At 61.9% G+C, this 19,988-nt stretch carries 13 protein-coding genes; 12 read left to right on the forward strand and 1 reads right to left on the reverse strand.

From position 1 onward, the window contains the following. The first annotated feature begins 1 nt into the window (after nt 1). From flgD to TRP66_RS15720, 3 genes are all read left to right on the forward strand, one after another. Entirely contained in the window at nt 2-682 is a 681-nt protein-coding gene (gene flgD, locus TRP66_RS15710) for a flagellar hook assembly protein FlgD (RefSeq protein ID WP_333404332.1), read from the forward strand. A 28-nt stretch (nt 683-710) separates the two neighbouring features. Further along, entirely contained in the window at nt 711-2,033 is a 1,323-nt protein-coding gene (gene flgE / locus TRP66_RS15715; RefSeq protein ID WP_333404334.1) for a flagellar hook protein FlgE, read from the forward strand. Nucleotides 2,034-2,422: 389 nt separating this feature from the next. Beyond that, nucleotides 2,423-4,222, forward strand: coding sequence for a flagellar hook-basal body complex protein (locus TRP66_RS15720; protein ID WP_333404336.1), 1,800 nt, complete (start codon nt 2,423-2,425; stop codon nt 4,220-4,222). Between the two features lie 94 nt (nt 4,223-4,316). Here the strand turns inward: TRP66_RS15720 and TRP66_RS15725 are convergent, their stop codons facing one another. Beyond that, nucleotides 4,317-4,508 (reverse strand): hypothetical protein, encoded by a 192-nt coding sequence (locus tag TRP66_RS15725; RefSeq protein WP_333404720.1) that lies wholly within the window; start codon nt 4,506-4,508, stop codon nt 4,317-4,319. Between the two features lie 282 nt (nt 4,509-4,790). Here TRP66_RS15725 and TRP66_RS15730 point away from each other — a divergent pair, with 282 nt between their 5' ends. From TRP66_RS15730 to TRP66_RS15770, 9 genes are all read left to right on the forward strand, one after another. Beyond that, the gene (locus TRP66_RS15730) at nt 4,791-5,531 is read left to right on the forward strand and encodes a flagellar basal body rod protein FlgF (RefSeq protein WP_333404338.1); all 741 of its coding nucleotides are present in this window, start codon (nt 4,791-4,793) and stop codon (nt 5,529-5,531) included. 45 nt (nt 5,532-5,576) lie between these two features. Then, a complete protein-coding gene (gene flgG, locus TRP66_RS15735; protein ID WP_333404340.1) occupies nt 5,577-6,365 on the forward strand; it encodes a flagellar basal-body rod protein FlgG in 789 nt (262 codons plus the stop codon). A gap of 53 nt (nt 6,366-6,418) precedes the next feature. After that, nucleotides 6,419-7,132 carry a flagellar basal body L-ring protein FlgH gene (gene flgH, locus TRP66_RS15740; RefSeq protein ID WP_333404342.1) on the forward strand — a complete coding sequence of 238 codons (714 nt, stop codon included), beginning with the start codon at nt 6,419-6,421 and terminating at the stop codon, nt 7,130-7,132. Between the two features lie 13 nt (nt 7,133-7,145). Next, nucleotides 7,146-8,255, forward strand: coding sequence for a flagellar basal body P-ring protein FlgI (locus TRP66_RS15745; RefSeq protein ID WP_333404344.1), 1,110 nt, complete (start codon nt 7,146-7,148; stop codon nt 8,253-8,255). 10 nt (nt 8,256-8,265) lie between these two features. Continuing rightward, nucleotides 8,266-9,495, forward strand: coding sequence for a flagellar assembly peptidoglycan hydrolase FlgJ (gene flgJ, locus TRP66_RS15750; RefSeq protein ID WP_333404346.1), 1,230 nt, complete (start codon nt 8,266-8,268; stop codon nt 9,493-9,495). A 10-nt stretch (nt 9,496-9,505) separates the two neighbouring features. Further along, nucleotides 9,506-11,563: a flagellar hook-associated protein FlgK gene (flgK, locus tag TRP66_RS15755; RefSeq protein WP_333404348.1), complete on the forward strand. Its 2,058-nt coding sequence runs from the start codon at nt 9,506-9,508 to the stop codon at nt 11,561-11,563. A gap of 13 nt (nt 11,564-11,576) precedes the next feature. Continuing rightward, nucleotides 11,577-13,178 (forward strand): flagellar hook-associated protein 3, encoded by a 1,602-nt coding sequence (locus TRP66_RS15760; RefSeq protein WP_333404350.1) that lies wholly within the window; start codon nt 11,577-11,579, stop codon nt 13,176-13,178. A gap of 84 nt (nt 13,179-13,262) precedes the next feature. Then, entirely contained in the window at nt 13,263-16,841 is a 3,579-nt protein-coding gene (locus TRP66_RS15765) for a glycosyltransferase (RefSeq protein ID WP_333404352.1), read from the forward strand. A gap of 129 nt (nt 16,842-16,970) precedes the next feature. After that, entirely contained in the window at nt 16,971-19,874 is a 2,904-nt protein-coding gene (locus TRP66_RS15770) for a TIGR00180 family glycosyltransferase (RefSeq protein WP_333404354.1), read from the forward strand. The last annotated feature ends 114 nt before the right edge of the window (nt 19,875-19,988 follow it).

Here is a 19,988-nt window from a genome sequence, read left to right on the forward strand (position 1 = left end):
CATGGCCGTTGAAAACGACGTATCGACAAGCTTTATCAGCAAGCTGCAGAACCCGACGCCGACCGCGACGGACTCGACCGGTACGCTGGGCAAGGACGCGTTCCTGCAGCTGCTTGTCACCCAGATGAAAAACCAGAACCCGCTGGACCCTCAGGACAACACTCAGTTCGTGGCCCAGCTGGCTCAGTTCAGCAGCCTCGAAAGCATGCAGAACCTGACCTCGACCGTCGATTCGATTGCGTCGAGCTATCAGTCGTCTCAGGCATTGCAGGCGTCTTCGCTGGTGGGCCGCTCGGTGATCGTGCCAGCGACCTCCACACTGGTAGATACCGCCAAGGGCATGACCGGCACGGTCGTGGTGCCGTCGGCATCCAGCATGACCACCGTGAAGGTCACCGACGCACAGGGCAACGTGGTCAAGACCATCGACCTGGGCGCTCAGACCGGCGGCAACGCCAGCTTCGCGTGGGATGGCAAGGCCGACGACGGCACTACCGCCGCAGCCGGCAACTACAGTTTTGTTGCCAGCGGGACCCTCGAAGGCCAGAACACTGCGCTGACGACTTACCTGCCAGCGACCGTAAGCAGCGTGACCCTGGGCGTCAATGGCGCCGAAACAACTCTCAACCTGGCCAGCGGCAATACCGTTGCGTTGTCCAAAGTACAGACCATCGGAATTTAGAGCCGGCTAAACGGCGAAGGAGTGTTACATGTCTTTCAATATCGGCCTTAGCGGGCTCTATGCAGCAAACAAAAGCCTCGACGTTACCGGCAACAACATTGCCAACGTTGCGACCACCGGCTTCAAGTCGTCGCGCGTCGAGTTCGCCGACCAGTACGCCCAGTCGATCCGTGGCACCTCGGGCCAGACCAACGTCGGCAGCGGCGTGAGCACCGCGGCGGTTGCCCAGCAGTTCTCTCAGGGCAACCTGACCACCGGCACTGCCAACAGCCTGGACCTGGCCATCAACGGCAACGGTTTCTTCATGCTCAGCAACAACGGCGAGAAGCTCTACACCCGCGCCGGTGCATTCCACACCGACAAGGAAGGCTACGTCGTCAACAGCGCCGGCATGAAACTGCAGGGCTATAACGTCGATGCGAACGGCAGCGTCGTCACTGGTGCCCTGAGCGATCTGCGCGTCGATTCGTCGAACCTGGAGCCCAAGGCGACCAGCTCGATCACCAACGTCGCCAACCTGAACTCCACCACCGCGCTGCCCACGGTGACCACCTTCGACCCGAACGACACCAAGAGCTACAACATCAAGTACAGCACTCCGACCTACGACACTCAGGGCAATGCGCACACCCTGGACCAGTACTTCGTGAAGACCGGCACCAACACCTGGTCGATGTACTCGCTGATGGACGGCCGCAGCATCAACGACCCGACATCCGAAACCCCTGACGTGAACAACCTGACGTTCAACTCGTCGGGCGGTCTGGTCGTGACCGGCACTGGCGTGCCGACCAGCAGCGCCAACATCGCTTTCAACACCGATGGTACCTTCACCGTCAGCAACTGGACGCCTGCCGTTCAGGTCGGCAGCGGCACCACCACCAGCTGGGAAGCCAACGGCGCGACCGGCGACACTATCAAGCTGAACATGGCCGGCATCACCCAGACCGCATCGGTTTCGGGTCTGATCAGCCAGGACCAGAACGGCTATGCAACCGGTCAGCTGAGCGCCATGAGCGTGGACGCGACCGGCAACCTGTTCGCCACCTACACCAACGGCAAGTCGCAGGTGATCGGCCAGGTATCGCTGACCAACTTCGCCAACGTGCAGGGTCTGGCGCAGGCGGGCGGCACCAACTGGCGGGAAACTTACGCGTCGGGCGTTCCGGTCAGCGGTACTCCGGAGTCGGGCACCCTGGGTTATGTCACCGGTCAGGCGCTGGAAGATTCCAACGTCGACCTGACCATGGAACTGGTAAACCTGATCAAGGCGCAGAGCAACTATCAGGCTAACGCCAAGACCATCTCCACCCAGAGCACTATCATGCAGACCACTATTCAGATGACCTGATGATGGCTGAGTGAAGTTTGAATAAAAGAGCCCCTGATGAAGGGGCTTTTTTATGGGTATTATTCCGTCCTCACGACCGGCCTGGTTTCTGTAGGAGCGGACTTGTCCGCGAAGCAATTGATCAGACAATACAAGTGTGGCGCTCCTGCCAGCCATCGCGGATGAATCCGCTCCTACCCAGCTGCGCGCCGCCAGGCGCGCACCTCTTGGCAATCCGCAAATAACTAGAAGTATCCCACTTCATAACTAGAAAACTCCTACTTTGATGGGTGCGAGAATCGAGTTCGTGGTCACGGGACTTTCATGGCGTCGCGCAATGAACAGTTTTGTGAATGACAACAACAATTACGCATCCATGAACTGGCCGGTTATCCGGCTCGGGAGTCTTCATGTCATTCAATATTGCACTAGGTGGCCTGAGTGCCGCTCACAAGCGACTTGAAGTGGCGGGCAACAATATCGCCAACGTCGGAACCGTGGGCTTCAAATCTTCAAGGGCGGAATTCGCGGCGCTGTATTCCTCGGCGCGTCTGGGCAGCGGCCGCAACGCGGTGGGCGACGGCGTGCGCCTGGCGAACGTCAGCCAGAACTTCAACGCGGGCGGCGCGTTTTCCAGCGACGGTCATCCCTTGGACATGCGCATCCAGGGCAACGGTTTTTTCGTCATCAGTGATCGCGGTTCGGTGAGCTATACCCGAGCCGGCGCCTTCGTGAAGGATGCCAACGACTTCATCGTCGACAACCATGGCAGCCGGCTGCAAGGCTATGGCGCCGATGCGCGGGGGCAAATCATACCCGGGGTGCGGACCGACCTCAGGATCGATACGTCGAACATGGCGCCGAAGGCCACCACCGAGGTCAGCCAGGTCATCAACCTGGGATCGGCCACGCCATCGCTGGCGACGCTGCCGCTGTTCAACCCCGCCGATCCCTCGACCTACACCAAAGTCATCACCCGAACCATTCAGGACGCCGGAATCCCGGCGGTGCCCGAGGTGGTGGACGGCAACGGCACGGTGATCACTCCGGCGCGGCCCGCCATCCCGCCGGCTGACCATGAATTGAAACAGTACTTCGTCAAGACCGACGATGATCACTGGAATTCATACGTTACCGTGGACGGGATCAACCCGGCGGATCCCGATTCCATGGCGCCATTGCAATGGTCGCTGGCAAAACGTCCCGATGGAACCATGGCCTATGCCGGCGGCAGTCAGCACATCAAGAAGATTTCTGACACTGAATTCAGTCTGACCCGCTGGATACCCGCGCAACAAAAAGGCGGAGCCTGGGTGCCCAGTCCCGCTGCCAGTGGCGGACCGGTATCGCTGCCCCTCAGTCACGGCGGCGTCAACGGCATCGATGCGCTCGACCCGGTGGTCGATCGTCCGGTGCCAACGTTCCGTTCCTCGGACCCGACCTCCTATAACCATACCTTTTCCAGCAGGGTGTACGACTCCCAAGGCAATGAGCACGAACTCAAGCAGTACTTCGTCAAGGACGGAATCAACAGCTGGCGGATGCATCTGCTGATCAATGACCGCAACCCGATGGATGCGCAACGCACGGAACCCTATACCGCCGGTTTTCTGTTCAACGCCGACGGCACCATCAGCTCGATGACGGGCGGGCCCGGATTGCAACTGGACAACCAGACCCTGACCCTCACCGGCTGGATACCCTCGCGGCTGGTCGATGCCGGCAAGAGCACGGCGCAGTGGATTTCCAACGGCGCGGTTGCCCATCCCGAGGGAATCCGCCTGGACATGAGCCGGCTCTCGCAGCATAACGCCGAGACCGCGCGGTCTTCGTTGCAGGTGGATGGTTACTCGCCGGGATTGTTGACCGGGATGAACATCGACGGCAGCGGCATCATGCGCGCCAGTTTCAGCAATGGCCTGTACCGCAATATCGGCCAGGTGATGCTGGCCAGCTTCGCCAACGAACAGGGCCTGCAACCCCAGAGCGATACGCGCTGGACCGAGACCATCGAGTCGGGCGCGGCCATTTACGATGCGCCCGGCATCGGCACGCTGGGGTCGATCGTCGAACAGTCGCTGGAAGGCTCGAACGTCAAACTGACCGAGGAATTGATTGAGTTGATCCAGGCGCAGACCGCCTATCAGGCGAACTCCAAAGTGATCTCGACCGAAGCCACCTTGATGCAGACGCTCATCCAAGCGACGTAAGGATTCGCCGTGATCTATCGCCAGCAAGCTGGCTCCCACGTGCAGTAGACCTGTAGGAGCCAGCTTGCTGGCGATCCGTCGTGCTGGCGATAGATCAGATCGAACAATCCGCCTTGATATAGCTGCCATTCATCCTTGTCCACCCCGGCCCCGGACTGGTCTGGGCGCAGACGATGCGGTCGTCGCCCTGCCATTTGTAAAAGCGGGCCGGAGCTGCCTGGGAGGGCAGGGTGGCGATGATCAGGAGGCCGGCCAGTATGGCCAGCGCGCGGCGCTTCGAATGCATGGTGAATCCTTGGATTGTCAGGCTCTGACATTGACCGGGATACACAAGCAATCCCCTTGCCACCTCGCCACGCAGTTTTTTTGGCGTCGCGTCGGTCGCATCGCGGCCATTGTGGCAATCCTCCGCCGCCTCGAACAGCGCCGTCACTGCCCACGAGCGCCGGAACCCATCAAATCCGGGCCTTTCAGGCCCTGTGTAACAGTTTTGATAAGTTGGTTCGGAATTTGCTTAACCCCTCGCGAACAGCTACAGGCGGCAAGCGTCTGTCGGAGGAGGATTACTGTGGACAAGTTGCTTTACGTGGCAATGAGCGGCGCGTCTGAAAACGCCGTTGCGCAAAAGGCCCATGCCAACAACCTGGCGAACGTTTCAACCAACGGCTTCATGCGCGACCTGGAGCAGGCCCGCTCGATGCCGGTATTTGGCGAGGTGATGCCTGCCCGTGCCTATGCCATGAGCGAGCGTCCGGGTACCGACTTTTCCGGCGGCGCCATGATCGAGACCGGTCGCGAACTGGACATCGCCATCAAGGGCGACGGCTGGATCGCAGTGCAGACCGCCGACGGCGGCGAGGCCTATACCCGTAGTGCCGGCATGAACATCGACGCCCTTGGCGTGCTGCGCGACGGCAGAGGTTTGCCGGTCATGGGCAACGGCGGTCCTATCGCCGTGCCGCCTCAGCAGCAGATCGAGATCGGCGCCGACGGCACCATCAGTATCCGTTCTTCCGGCGAGAGCCCGCAGGTTATGGCTCAGGTCGACCGTATCAAGCTGGTCAACCCGGATCTGAACACCATGGAAAAAGGCCCTGATGGCCTGATCCACACCAAGAACGGTCAGCCGGCTCCAGCGGACGCCAACGTCCAGGTCGAGTCCGGCTTTCTGCAGGCGAGCAACGTCAACGCGGTCGAGGAAATGACCTCGGTGTTGAACCTGGCTCGTCAATTCGAGCTGCACGTCAAAATGATGAAAACCGCCGAAGAAGACGACCAGGCCATGGCTCGCGTCTTGCAGATTGGCTAACCACTGACAGCTTGCGCCGACAAACCGGCGCTCGAGGAGAAACGAATGCTTCCTGCAATGTACGTTGCCAAAACCGGTCTGGCCGCTCAGGACACCAACCTGACCACGATCTCCAACAACCTGGCGAACGTGTCGACCACGGGTTTCAAGAGCGATCGCGCCGAGTTCCAGGACCTGCTCTACCAGATCAAGCGTCAGCCGGGCGCGCAGTCCACTCAGGACAGCGAGCTGCCATCTGGCCTGCAACTGGGTACCGGTGTGCGCATCGTCGGCACCCAGAAGAACTTCACCGCCGGCAGCCTGCAGACCACCAACAACCCGCTGGACATGGCGGTCAACGGTCGTGGCTTTTTCCAGATCAGCCAGCCTGACGGCACCGTGGCCTACACCCGCGACGGCACTTTCCACCTCGATGCCAACGGCCAGATCGTGACTTCCAATGGCTACGCGCTGGAGCCGGCCATCGTGGTTCCGCAGAACGCCCAGACCTTCACGGTTGGCCAGGACGGTACGGTATCGATCACTCTGCCGGGCGCCGCGGCGACCCCGCAGATCATCGGCAACATCCAGACTGCCGACTTCATCAACCCGGCCGGCCTGCAGGCTATCGGCGGCAACCTGTTCCTGGAAACCGGCTCCAGCGGTGCGCCGCAGATCGGCACTCCTGGCCTGAACGGTCTCGGTCCGACCCTGCAGAACACCCTGGAAAACTCCAACGTCAGCACCGTTGAAGAACTGGTGAACATGATCACTACCCAGCGCGCCTACGAGATGAACTCCAAGGTGATCTCGACCGCTGACCAGATGCTGCAGAACCTGACTCAGACCCTGTAAGAACCTGATCCAACTGCTCAATCCGCCTGCTACACCGCGAGGTTTTTAGTGTCATGAAACGCCCAAGTGTCCTGCGTTTTACCGTATCGATCGTTTCTCTGTGCGGCATCACCATGCTCGCCGGTTGCGTGGCGCCCGCCGCGCGGCCGAACGATCCTTACTACGCTCCGGTGTTGCCTCGCACGCCCATGTCGGCGGCCGCCAACAATGGCGCGATCTATCAGGCGGGTTTCGAGCAGAATATGTACGGCGACCGCAAGGCGTTCCGGGTCGGTGACATCATCACCATCACCCTGTCCGAGCGGATGGCGGCGAGCAAGGCGGCCAGCTCTGACCTGAGCAAGGACAGCACCAACAGCATCGGCCTGACCTCGCTGTTCGGCTCGGGTCTGACCGCCAACAATCCCGTTGGCGGCGGCAATCTCAGCCTCAACGCCGGGTATTCGGGCTCCCGCGAAAGCTCGGGCGAGGGCAAGGCGGCGCAGAGCAACAGTCTGACCGGCTCGGTCACCGTGACCGTTGCCGACGTGCTGCCCAACGGCATTCTGGCGGTGCGCGGCGAAAAGTGGATGACGCTGAACACAGGCGACGAACTGGTACGCATAGCTGGCCTGATTCGTGCAGATGACATTGCGACTGACAATACTGTGTCGTCCACACGTATCGCCGATGCCCGCATTACCTATTCAGGTACTGGAGCATTCGCCGATACCAGCCAGCCAGGCTGGTTCGACCGGTTCTTCCTCAGCCCGTTGTTCCCTTTCTGATCGCGGGATAGACATGATCAAGTTCAAGCAACTGATAGCGGCAACCCTGTTGTTCACTGCGGCGTTCGGCGCTCACGCCGAGCGCCTGAAGGATATCGCCAGCATTTCCGGAGTCCGGGCCAACCAGCTGATCGGCTACGGTCTGGTGGTGGGCCTCAATGGTACGGGTGACCAGACCACCCAGACGCCGTTCACCTTGCAGACCTTCAACAACATGCTGTCGCAGTTCGGCATCAAGGTTCCGCCTGGATCGGGCACCGTGCAGCTCAAGAACGTCGCGGCAGTGGCGGTCTACGCCGACCTGCCGGCGTTCGCCAAGCCGGGTCAGACCGTGGACATCACGGTTTCGTCCATTGGTAACTCCAAGAGCCTGCGGGGCGGCAGCCTGCTGATGACCCCCCTCAAGGGTATCGACGGCAACGTCTACGCAATCGCCCAAGGCAACCTGGTGGTCGGTGGTTTTGACGCCGAAGGTCGCGACGGTTCGAAGATTACCGTCAACGTTCCGTCGTCCGGTCGCATCCCCAATGGTGCTTCTGTAGAACGCGCGGTGCCGAGCGGCTTCAATCAAGGCAATACGCTGACGCTGAACCTCAACCGTTCGGACTTCACCACTGCCAAGCGCATTGTCGACAAGATCAACGATATGCTTGGCCCAGGCGTCGCCCAGGCGCTGGATGGCGGCTCGGTGCGAGTGACTGCGCCTCTGGATCCGGGTCAGCGCGTCGATTACCTGTCGGTGCTGGAAAACCTGGAAATCGATCCGGGCCAGACGGCTGCCAAGGTCATCATCAACTCGCGTACCGGCACCATCGTGATCGGTCAGAACGTCAAGGTTTCGCCGGCGGCCGTGACTCACGGCAGCCTGACCGTGACCATCACCGAAGACCCGATCGTCAGCCAGCCAGGTCCATTGTCCAACGGCCAGACCGCCGTGGTGCCACGCTCGCGGGTCAACGCCGAGCAGGAAATGCATCCGATGTTCAAGTTCGGTCCGGGTACCACGCTTGACGAGATCGTGCGTGCGGTCAACCAGGTGGGCGCTGCTCCAGGCGACTTGATGGCGATTCTCGAAGCATTGAAACAGGCCGGCGCGCTGCAAGCCGACCTGATCGTAATCTGAGGGTTCGAGCATGGATATGCCCAAGGGCGGAATTTCCACGGCGGTCGATACCGGTGCCTACACCGATATCAACCGGCTGGCTTCGTTGAAGCATGGCGACAAGGACAGCCAGGCCAACCTCAAGAAGGTGGCCCAGGAGTTCGAGTCGCTGTTCGTCAGCCAGATGCTCAAGTCCATGCGATCGGCCAACGAAGTGCTGGCCAAGGACAACCCGATGAATACCGCCGCAACGCGGCAGTATCAGGACATGTATGACCAACAGTTGGCGGTGACACTGTCGACTCGCGGCAACGGTATCGGTCTGCAGGACGTGCTGATGCGCCAGCTCTCCAAGGACAAGGGCGTCAATCATGCGCCGGCTGCCGATACGTCCGCCGCGACCGCTGCCGCCGACGCGCCGGCCAAGACCGGTCTGGCCGGCAGCGTTTATCAGCGTCCGTTATGGGCGACCCGTTCCGCCGCTGCCGATCAGGCTGCCGGCGCCGCCTCTGTGGAAGGCCGCAACGATATGGCGGCGCTCAACGCGCGGCGCCTGTCGCTGCCGAGCAAGCTGACCGATCGCCTGCTGACGGGCATCGTGCCGTCGGCTGCGACCAATGTCGCCCAGGCAGCTGCCGGAAAACCGGCGCAGGCCGCAACTGGAAGCAACGGCGACTGGACCACCGATCCGAACCTGGCGCCAGCGCCAGAGTTCGTTCGCTCGGTTGCTCAGCCTCCGCTGGCACCGCCCAAGCGCGCGTTCGGCAATGCCGACCAGTTCGTGGCGACCATGCTGCCGCTGGCCAAGGAAGCCGCGGCGCGTATCGGCGTCGATCCGGTCATGCTGGTGGCGCAAGCCGCGCTGGAAACCGGCTGGGGCAAATCGATCATGCGTTCGCAGGATGGTGGCAGCAGCCACAACCTGTTCGGCATCAAGGCAATGGGCAGCTGGAAGGGCGCCGAAGCGCGCGCGATCACCAGCGAGTTCCGCGACGGCAAGATGGTCAAGGAAACGGCGGACTTCCGCTCCTACGACTCCTACGCCGACAGCTTCCACGATCTGGTCAGCCTGTTGCAGAACAACAGTCGTTATAAAGAAGTGATCAACTCGGCCGATAACTCTGAACAGTTTGTAAAAGAATTGCAGAAGGCCGGCTACGCCACCGATCCGGACTATGCCAGCAAGATCTCGCAGATCGCGAAGCAGATGAAGAGTTACCAGACTTACGCCGCCGCAGCGGGCTCTTCCACGACTTTATAAGGTTTTAATCATGTCGCTGATTTCAATTGGGCTCTCGGGAATTACCGCCAGTAATGCCGCGATCAATACCATCGGTAACAACACGGCCAACGTGGATACCGCCGGGTACTCGCGTCAGCAGGTAATGACCACGGCTTCGGCGCAGATCAACATTGGCCTGGGTGTCGGCTACATCGGCACCGGGACCACGCTGTCCGACGTGCGTCGGATCTACAACAGCTACCTTGACGCCCAATTGCAATCGAGCACCGCCCTGAGCGCCGACGCCGTGGCGTATTCGGGCCAGGCCAGCAAGACCGACGCACTGCTGTCCGACAGCACCACCGGTGTCGCGGCGCAGATGACCGCGTTCTTCACCAGCCTGCAGTCCATCGCCAACAACGCGACTCAGTCGGCCGAGCGTTCGAGCTTCCTGACCCAGGCCTCGGCGCTGGCCTCGCGGTTCAATTCCGTTGCCGCGCAACTGTCGTCGCAGAACGAGAACGTCAACGCTCAGCTCAACACCTACACCAGTCAGGTCAATGAGCTGACCAACACCATTGCCGGGCTGAACAAGCAGATCACCCAGGCATCGGCCGGCAACACGTCGCCCAACAGCCTGCTGGACTCGCGCAACGAAGCCGTGCGCCAGCTCAACGAGCTGGTCGGCGTGAAAGTGGTCGAGAACAACGGCAACTACGACATCTACACCGGTACCGGCCAGTCGCTGGTCAGCGGCGCCACGTCGTACAAGATGTCGGCAACGCCGAGCCCGGCCGATCCGCTGCAGTACAACGTGCAGATCGCCTACGGCCAGAGCCAGACCGACGTCACCACGGTCGTGACCGGCGGTGCGATCGGCGGTCTGCTGCGTTATCGCTCCGAAGTGCTGGTGCCGTCGATGAACGAGCTCAGCCGCGTCGCCATGGTCATGAACGATCAGGTCAACACGCAGCTGGCCCAGGGCATCGACAGCAAGGGCAACTTCGGCACCGCGTTGTTCAACAACATCAACACGGCCGAGCAGATTTCCCAGCGCAGCGTCGGCAATCTGAACAACAGCCTGGGTTCGGGCAACCTTGATGTCACCATCAAGAACACCAGCAAGCTCACCGGCAGCGACTACGAAGTCACCTTCAGCGACGCGGACAACTACACCGTGCGCCGCCTGCCCAGTGGCGAAAGCGTAGGTGCCGGCAAGCTGAGCGACAACCCGCCCAAGGAATTCGAAGGCTTCACCATGAGCCTGAACGGCGCTGCCGTGGCGGCGGGTGACAGCTTTAAGGTGACACCGACCCGCAATGGCGCGTCGGGCATGTCCGTGGCGCTGACCGATGCCAAGGACATCGCCGCTGCCGCGCCGCTGACCGCAGCCGCGGGCGTGAGCAACTCGGGCACCGGTGGTTTTACCCAGCCCGTGCTCAACACCAAGACCGACATCTACAACTCGACCAAGATGCTGGACCTGCGCAACGCGCTCAAGGACTCGACGCCGATGCGTTTGGTCATGGGGGCGGCCAGCAATGGCGTGCAGACCTATCAGTTGCTGGACGCCAAGGGCGCGGCGGTGACTGATCAGAACGGCAACGCCGTCACCGGCACCATCATTCAGGGCCAGAACAATACCCTGAAGCTCAACGTGGGCTACACCGATACCTCGACCACGCCGAGCAGCGCGACCTCATTCGAATTCGAGATGACGGTTTCGGGCACGCCCCAGGCCAATGACACCTTCTCGATCAGCCTGACCGGCGCCGGTTCGTCCGACAACCGTAATGCAGTGTCGACCGTGGCCTTGCAGACCGCCAAGACCGTGGGCGTGACCAACGGCAGCGTGGGCACCAGCCTGTCCGGCGCCTATGCGGACCTGACCGCGGCGGTCGGTACCCGCGCGGCACAAGGCAAGAGCGACGTGACCGCCACCGCGGCCGTGGTCAGCACTGCCAAATCGGCCCGCGATTCGGTTTCCGGCGTGTCCCTGGACGAAGAAGCCGCCAACCTGATCAAGTACCAGCAGTACTACACCGCGTCGTCGCAGATCATCAAGGCGGCGCAGACCATTTTCAGCACGCTGATCAACAGTCTCTAAGGAATCGTGAGCCATGCGTATTTCCACTACACAGTTCTTCGAAGCCACGACTGCCAACTATCAGCGCAGCTATTCGAACGTCATGAAGACCAGCGAGGAAATCTCCAGCGGTGTGAAGCTCAACACCGCCGCGGATAACCCCATTGGCGCCGCTCGCGTGCTGCAACTGTCTCAGCAGAACTCGATGCTGACCCAGTACGCGTCGAACATCACCACGATCAACACCAACATCACCAACACTGAAACCGCGCTGCGCAGCATTTCGGATTCCATCCAGGCTGCCCGTGAGCTGATCGTCAAGGCAGGCAACGGTTCGTACACCGACAGTGACCGCATCTCCACCGCCAACGAGCTCAAGGAATTGCAGCAGACCATCCTGGGCCTGATGAACAGTCAGGATTCCAACGGTCAGTACATGTTCGGCGGCTCGAAGTCGTCGACGCCGCCTTACTCGCTGAATGCAGATGGCTCCTACAGCTACGACGGCGATCAGAACGCCATCAAACTGGCGGTGGGCGATGGCCTGTCGCTGGCGGCCACCACCACAGGCTACGAGGCGTTCGAGCAGGCGCTGAACACTACGCGCACTTCGTCCACCCGACTGTCGCCGGCAACCGAAGACGGCAAGGTGACCCTGTCCAACGGCGTGGTGCAGAACAGCACTACCTATAACTCCAGCTATCAGGGTGGCGAGCCGTACACGCTGACCTTCATCAGCGCTACCGAATTTCGTATCACTGACGGCGCGACCCCGGCCAATGACGTGACCGTGGAAGCGTCGAACGCCGGCAAGATCGACTACAGCTCGTTCGCCGACCAGACGTTCACCTTCCGTGGCGTCGACCTCAAGCTCAACCTGAACCTGACCGACGCCGACAAGGCGACCTCCGGTTCGGCAGATACCGTGCTCACCGGTCGTAGCTATCAGTTGGCTTCGACGCCGGATACCATCACGGTGTCGCGCAGCCCCGGCAACGCATCTGCCGCGACCGTCAGTGGCGCGGCGGTCGGCACGTCCGCCGCTGATCTGACCACCTTCAACAATGTCTTTCCATCGACAGGCGCAGTGCTGCGTTATTCCGGCACCAATGGCTACGAGCTGTACGCATCGCCCTATACCGCCAACAGCTCGCCAGTGGCGGCGGGCGTGGTGACAGGCTCGGTGGTCAAGGCGGCAGGTGTGGAATTCACCATCGCCGGTGGCCCGCCAGCCGACGGCGACGTGTTCCAGGTACAGAGCGGTACTCACCAGACCGAGAACATCCTCAACACCTTGACCAATGTGATCAACGTGCTGAACACCAAAGCCGACGGCGACCTGGTGGCGACCCAGAAGCTGAATGCGGCATTGACCTCCGCCCTGGGTAACGTCACCAGCAGCAGCGAGCAGGTGTCCACGGCAATCTCCGCCGGCGGTGCGCGTCAGGTCGCTGCCAAGGCTCAGGACAGCACCAACGAGCTGCTCAAGAACAACAACACGCTGGAGCAGGACAGCTACGTCAACGCCGATGTGGTTGAAGCGACCACCCGCCTGACGTTGCAAAAGACTATGCTGGAAGCCTCGCAGGCAGTGTTCACCCAGTTGTCGCGGTTGAACCTGTTCAGCCAGTTGTAAGCCTGCCCGCGCAGGTCGTCTTTTCCTTAGCGGTGAGGGGAGCCATCCGACCGGCTGGTTTCCCGCCGGTCGTGAGTTCGTACTGTGAAATCAACTCCCCTCGTCAGCATCGTCATCCCCGCCTTCAACTCCGGCTTCTTCCGCGTCGCACTGCAAAGCGCGCTCGACCAGTCCTACGACAACCTTGAAATCATCGTCTGCGACGACAGCCGCACCGGCGAAATCAAGGCTGTGTTCGACGAGATCGTGCCCGCCGACAGCGGCATCGCGCGCTATGTCGCTAACCCCCAGCGGCTGGGCTTCCAGAACAATCTCTTGAGGTGCCTCGAACTGGCTCAAGGCGAGTACATCAAGTTTCTGTGCGACGACGATCGCCTGTACAACTTCTGCGTTGCGCGTCAGGCCCAGGTGCTGGACGAACACGAAGATGTACGGCTGGTGGTCGGCCGCCGCCATCTGGTGGACGTCGACGATTACGTGCTGCCGACCCGTATGGAAAACGTCGGCCTGGTGCCCTACGACGCGCTGTTCAAGGGCGACGACATGCTGGCGATTTTCGAACGCACGCCGCGCAACTATCTGGGCGGTCTGAGTACCGCACTGATGCGCCGCGCCGACGTTCAGGATTTCCTGCCGGCGCTGGCCCAGCCGGGTCAGGGCTTCGTGGCACTGCTGGATTTCGCGTTGTTCATCTGCCTGATGCGCCGCGGCAACCTGGTGGCGCTGCACAGCGTGGAAAGCGTGGAGCGGGTGCACCCAGCGCGCTTCAGCAGCCAGCCGGACATGTACCACAAGGCCACCACCGAATGGGGCTGGCTGGGCGAAATGCTCAAGGCCCGCAGCGGCGAGCAGGCGCCGGCCCAGGGCTGGGTGCGCTTTGTGCCGCTGCGCAAGGCCGCCGAAGGATCCCGCGAATGGGACGAGGTGGGCCTGTATGGCGTGATGGCCAACCGGCAGGGCGTCATGCGCAGCCGCGTCGGAGGCGACAGCGACAGCTTCGCCCAGCTCTACGATCAGTGGCTGGCGGCGCGCCGCTTCGGACCCAACGACGAAAAACTCATCGAAAAACGCGTGGCGTTGTGGCCGTCCCAGCCGCGTATCGTTACTTTGATCATCGACCCGCAAAACGACACCGAAGGTCTGCGAATCACCCTCGACAGCATCGCCGGGCAGGATTACCCCGCGCATTCGGTAGTGGTCATGACCGACGCGCCCAAGGTCGAAGACCCGCAGGTATTGCGTCTGCCCCTGCAGGACAATTGGGCCGGCCAGCTCAATGAAGTACTGCCACTGCTCGAAGGCGCCGACTGGGTCTACCTGCTGCGCGCCGGCGACCGCCTGACCAAGGCCGCGCTGCTGATCCTGGCCGAGCGGGTCGCGCAGGTGCCGGGCCTGATGTGCGTCTACAGCGACGAAGGCGGGCTGAATGAGGAAGAGTCCGGCGAGCCAATCTTCAAGCCCGATTTCAACCTCGACCTGCTTCGCGCCTACCCTTATGTCGGACGCGCGCTGGCGTTGCAGCGTCAGGGCGTGATCGAGCTGGGCGGGTTCGATGCGCGCTTCGGGGAGCTGGCGCCGCATGACGTTATCTGGCGTCTGCTGGAGACGGCGGGACCGCAGACCATCGAGCACATTGCCGAAGTTCAGGTCGAGTCGCGGCTGGCCTTCGCCCAGTGGCTGTCGTTGCCTGAAGTGGTCGAGCAGAATGCGCCGGTCGTGGCCGCGCATCTGGAGCGGATCGGACGTCCCCATGTGATTCACAAGGACCAGTCGCCGCTGATCAACCGCGTACAGTACCTGCATGACGAGCAGCCGCTGGTCTCGATCATCGTCAGCACCAAGGACCAGCTGGCCGCGCTCGAACGTTGCGTGGACAGCCTGCTGAGCAAGACGGCTTATCCGCATTACGAACTACTGCTGGTCGACAAGGCCAGCGAAAGCGCCGAGGCTCGCGCCTGGTTCGCCGCCATGGCCGATCTGGGCAGTGACAAGTTGCGTGTGTTGCGCGCGCCGGATGCGGACAACGAAGCTGCCAGCCAGAACTTCGCGATCCGTGAGGCGCGGGGTGATTACCTGGTGCTGTTCAGTCCCCATGCGATCGTGCTCCAGGGCGACTGGCTCGAACGTCTGCTCGATCACGCTCAGCGTCCGGAAGTGGGCGTCGTCGGACCGCGGATACTCGATACCCGGGGCAAGGTGCTGTACGCCGGCATGGTGCTGGGCATGGACGGTATCGCGGGCCGCCCGTTCATCAATGCCTCGGCCAATGCCGGCGGCTACATGCAGCGCATGCACCTGACCCAGGACTGGAGCGTGGTCAGCGGCAACTGCCTGATGGTGCGTCGCGACGTCTTCGAAGTCGTGGGCGAACTGGACAACGCGACGTTCACCCAAGGGCTGCATGATCTCGACCTGTGCCTGCGGGTCGGTCGCGAGGGTTATCTGGTCGTCTGCACCCCCGAGGCCTCGGTGGCGCTCGCCGAGCCGTCCGCACCTGTGCGCAGCCCTGAGTCGCGTCAGAAGCTGGACGACGAGCAGCAGGCGTTCTACCGCCGCTGGCTGCCGACCATCGCGCGCGATCCGGCCTACAACCCGAACCTGAGCCTGAGCGAAGCGACCGCGTTTCATCTGGAACCCGGTCTGCTGGCCGGCTGGAATCCATTCTGCACGCGCCATCTGCCTTCAATTCTGGGCATGGCCGTCAACTCCTCGGCGGTCGGGCATTACCGCGTCAGTCAGCCTCTGATCGAACTGGCGGCGGCGGGGCGGATCATCGGGCGCATGAGCTACGAATCGCCTTCCATCGTCGAGATCGAGCGCCAGTCCCCGGACGTCGTGGTCTTCCAGGGGCGTTACACCGAAGCCAAGGTGCCGGATATCGTGCAGGTCAAGAACCTGTCGAATGCGATGCGCATCTTCGAGCTGGACGATTACATCGCCGACGTCCCGGAGCGCAACGAACACCGCCGCAACATGCCGGACAACATCGCGACCATGCTGCGCAAGGGCGTGCAGCTGTGCGACCGCGTCGTGGTGTCGACCCATCCACTGGCCCAGGCCTTGTCGAGCATGCACAGCGACATTCGCGTCGTGCCCAACATGCTCGCGCCGCACCTGTGGAACAATCTCAAGACCAAGCGCCGCACCTCCGACAAGCCGCGGATCGGCTGGGGCGGTGGCACCAGCCACCGTGGCGATCTGGAACTGATCGTCGACGTGGTACGCGAGCTGGCCGATGAAGTGGAGTGGGTGTTCTTCGGCATGTGCCCGGATCTGCTGCGGCCCTATATCCATGAATTCCACACGGCGGTGAGCCTGAGCACTTATCCGGCCAAGCTCGCCAGCCTGAATCTTGATCTGGCGCTGGCGCCGCTGGAGTTCCACATTTTCAACGACTGCAAGAGCAACCTGCGTCTGCTCGAATACGGCGCCTGCGGCTATCCGGTGATCTGCTCGGACACCGAGGCCTATCGTGGGCACTTGCCGGCGACCCGGATCTACACCAACAGCTCGCAGGAATGGCTGCAGGCGATCCGCATGCACCTGTCCGATCCCAATGCCAGCTATCGTATGGGAGACGAATTGCGTGAAGCGGTACTGCGCGACTTTATGTTGCGTGGCGAAAACCTGCAGTACTGGGCCAATGGCTGGCTGCCGGACTGACCGAACTTCAACCCAATGCGCTCCAGCGATACGGCTGGAGCGAACCTGTATTTGCCGCCGCTGCGAAGGGTATTCAGCCACCCTGTGACATCGACTCTTCGAGCCGGCTCTGGTTGCCAAGGAAAGACTATGCAAGACACATTCGGGAATGCCGTTACGCCCAGCCATCAAGACCTGACGCTGGTACTGCTGGCCCAAGATCAGGCGGATTTCCTGCGCCGCGCATTGAAGTACTACAGTGACTTTCCTTTTGCCATCCGTGTCGTGGACAGCTCGTCGAAGGCCGACGAACATGCCATGGCGATTCTGGGGGCGCAGTATGTCCATCGCCCGGAATCGGGCAACGCCGACCTCAGCGCGCGAATCGCCGCCGGCGTGGAACAGGTGACGACACCTTTCGTGGTCTGCGCCGACGTTAGCACTTTTCTGCTCGCCGAAGGTCTCGGCCAGTCGCTGGACTTTCTGCGGGCCAACCCGCAATACGGTGTCGCCCAGGGCTACAGCCTGAGCTACCAGGCACACGTCAATCATGTCGACTATCTGCGTCGCGATCGCAAAGTGATCGAAGATCACGCCGCCGAGTTGCCTCAGGAGCGCTTGTCGAGTCTGCTGGGGGCGAGCATTTCCCTGCTCAACGCCGTGACGCGTACCGAGCTGGCGCAGCGCTGGTTCGCCTCGGTCCCGGAGCACACCGAACCCCATTGGCAGGACATCGGCCAGATGAGCTTCATGGCCGCGGCAGCCCGGGTCCGGATCCTGCCGGTCGCCTACGCCTTGCACCTGCTGGAAGACGAAGCGCGTCACGCTCGCCATTGCACCCTTATCCAGGCGGCATTGAGCCACAAGGATCCCAAGGCGACCGGTGTTCGACAGGATTTCGCGCGCATGCTGATTGCCGCGCTGGGCGAGGGCTCGGCACTGAACAGCGAGCAGGGCGAGGCGCAGGTGCTGGCCGCGCTGGAGGCGATGGCCGCCGATCTGCAAACCCACCCGTTCCAGGGCAAGGAAGTGCTGTTCAAGGCGCAGTGGAATGTCGCGTTCGAGCGCTCCGAGCCGCGTTTCGAGCCGGAGCAGTTCGTCGAGTTGCCGTTCTATAACCAGCCGCTGTTCGATGAGCTGGCCAGAATCGAGTTTCTGATTCATGTCCTGCCGGCCGGTCGCGTGCAACTCGGCGAACTGGAAGGCGCGCTGCTGCGCCAGGCCGAGTTGACCCGGGCGCAGCTGAATCCGGATGCCGAGACCCTCAAGAGTCGCCTGTGGCAAGCCTACGCGCTGTATGCCTTCAACCTGGGTGTGGTGCAGAGTCTGGCCGTCGAACTGGAAAACTCCGCTGCCGACGAGGAAGAAACCACGCGTCTGGTGGCCTGGGGTCAGCGTCTGCAAGCCGTATCCAGTACTGACAACGCGCGGCTGCTCGACGATATGCCGTCCGGGCGTCTGCTCAACTGGCTGGACAGCCGCGACCCGGCACCGTTCGAGCTCAAGAAGCAGACTGCCCGACTCGCGGCGCAGCCTGGCGAATCGCAGATCGGCATCCTGTTGCTGGATCTGGAAGCCGACATTTTCAAGTTGCAGATCACTTTCGACAGCTTGATGAACAGCCACTACAAGGCGTTCAAGGTCATCGTGTTCACCACCGGCGATCTGCCCGCCGTCACCACTTTGCAGAACACGCTGCATTTCGTGAAAGTGACCGAAGCCAATTACGTCGATCGCATCAACCAGACTGTCAAGCAATCGACCAGTGACTGGCTGATGCTGGCCACGGCTGGTGAGCAGTTCACACGCAGCGGCCTGTTCAAGGCCAGCGTCGAACTCGCCGATGCCGCGCAAGTGCGCGCGGTGGCCGTGGACGAGATTCATCGTCAGGCCGACGGCACGCTCACGCCGTTGTTCCGTCCCGGTTTCAACCTGGACCTGTTGCAAAGCGTGCCGGCCCTGATGGCACCGCACTGGTTGATTCGCCGCGAATTGCTTGTCCAGGTCGGCGGCTATTCCAGAGAATTCGACAAGGCGCTGGAATTCGACTTGCTGCTGCGCCTGGTCGAGCAGGGCGGCATGAGTGGGCTGGCGCACTTCAGCGAGCCGGTGGTGATCTGCGACGCGCCTGAGCTTGAGGTCAACCAGGCCGAGCAGAAGGCGTTGACCCGCCATCTAGGCCAGCGTGGTTATCAGGCCGAGGTCAGCTCCGCGCTGCCGGGCACTTACAAGATCGACTATCGCCACACCACGCGGCCGATGGTTTCGATCCTGCTGCACAGCCAGGACAACCTCGCCGACCTGCAGCGCTGCCTTCAGAACGTGTTGCAGCGCACCCGCTATCAGCGTTATGAAATCCTCATTGCCGATAACCACAGCAGTTCCCCGGAACTATTGGCCTGGCTGGACCAGCAACAGCAGGCGTCCAGTCGCGTGCGGGTGTTCAAGTCCGATACCCGGATCAGTCCGTCCGCGCTGCGAAACCAGGTCAGCCGCGAGGCCAAGGGCGAATATCTGATTCTGCTCGACGCCGAGAGCCAGGTGGTCAACGTCGGCTGGATCGAATCCTTGCTCAATCAGGCCCAGCGGCCGGAAGTCGGCGTGGTCGGCGTCAAGCTCGTGGACCGCGAGGGCTCGGTGACCCAGGCCGGGTTGATCCTGGGCTTCGAGGGCAGTGTCGGTTCGGCCTTCGTGGGCGAATCCAAGCGCGCTCGTGGATACATGCAGCGACTGGTGGTGGAGCAGAACTGGTCCGCGGTCTCCGGCGCATGCCTGATGATCGGCAAGGAGCTGTTCGACGCGGTGGGCGGGCTGGACGAAAGCGCGTTCGCAAACAGCCTGGCGGATGTCGACCTGTGCCTCAAAGCGGCCCAGTCCGGCTACCTCGTTGTCTGGACACCCCATGTCCAGGTCGTGCACTCAGGGGCGATCGAGGCGACGGACGAAGCGCGTCGGGCGCTGGCCGACAAGTGGTCTGCGGCATTCGCTCAGGATGAAGCGTACAACATCAATCTGGACCTCAAGGCGCCCGGCTTTACCCTCATATCTGCCTGAAGCCTGCGGGCAGCGGCGATTGCGTCCCCGGTGCGGGACGGATCGCCAGGCCGCCGCGCCGTATCGCGCGGCTGCGCCACACTTCCTCCCGGACCATCCCCGGCCCGTTCCGAA

The sequence above is a fragment of the Pseudomonas sp. JDS28PS106 genome (assembly GCF_036706555.1).
Classification (GTDB): domain Bacteria; phylum Pseudomonadota; class Gammaproteobacteria; order Pseudomonadales; family Pseudomonadaceae; genus Aquipseudomonas.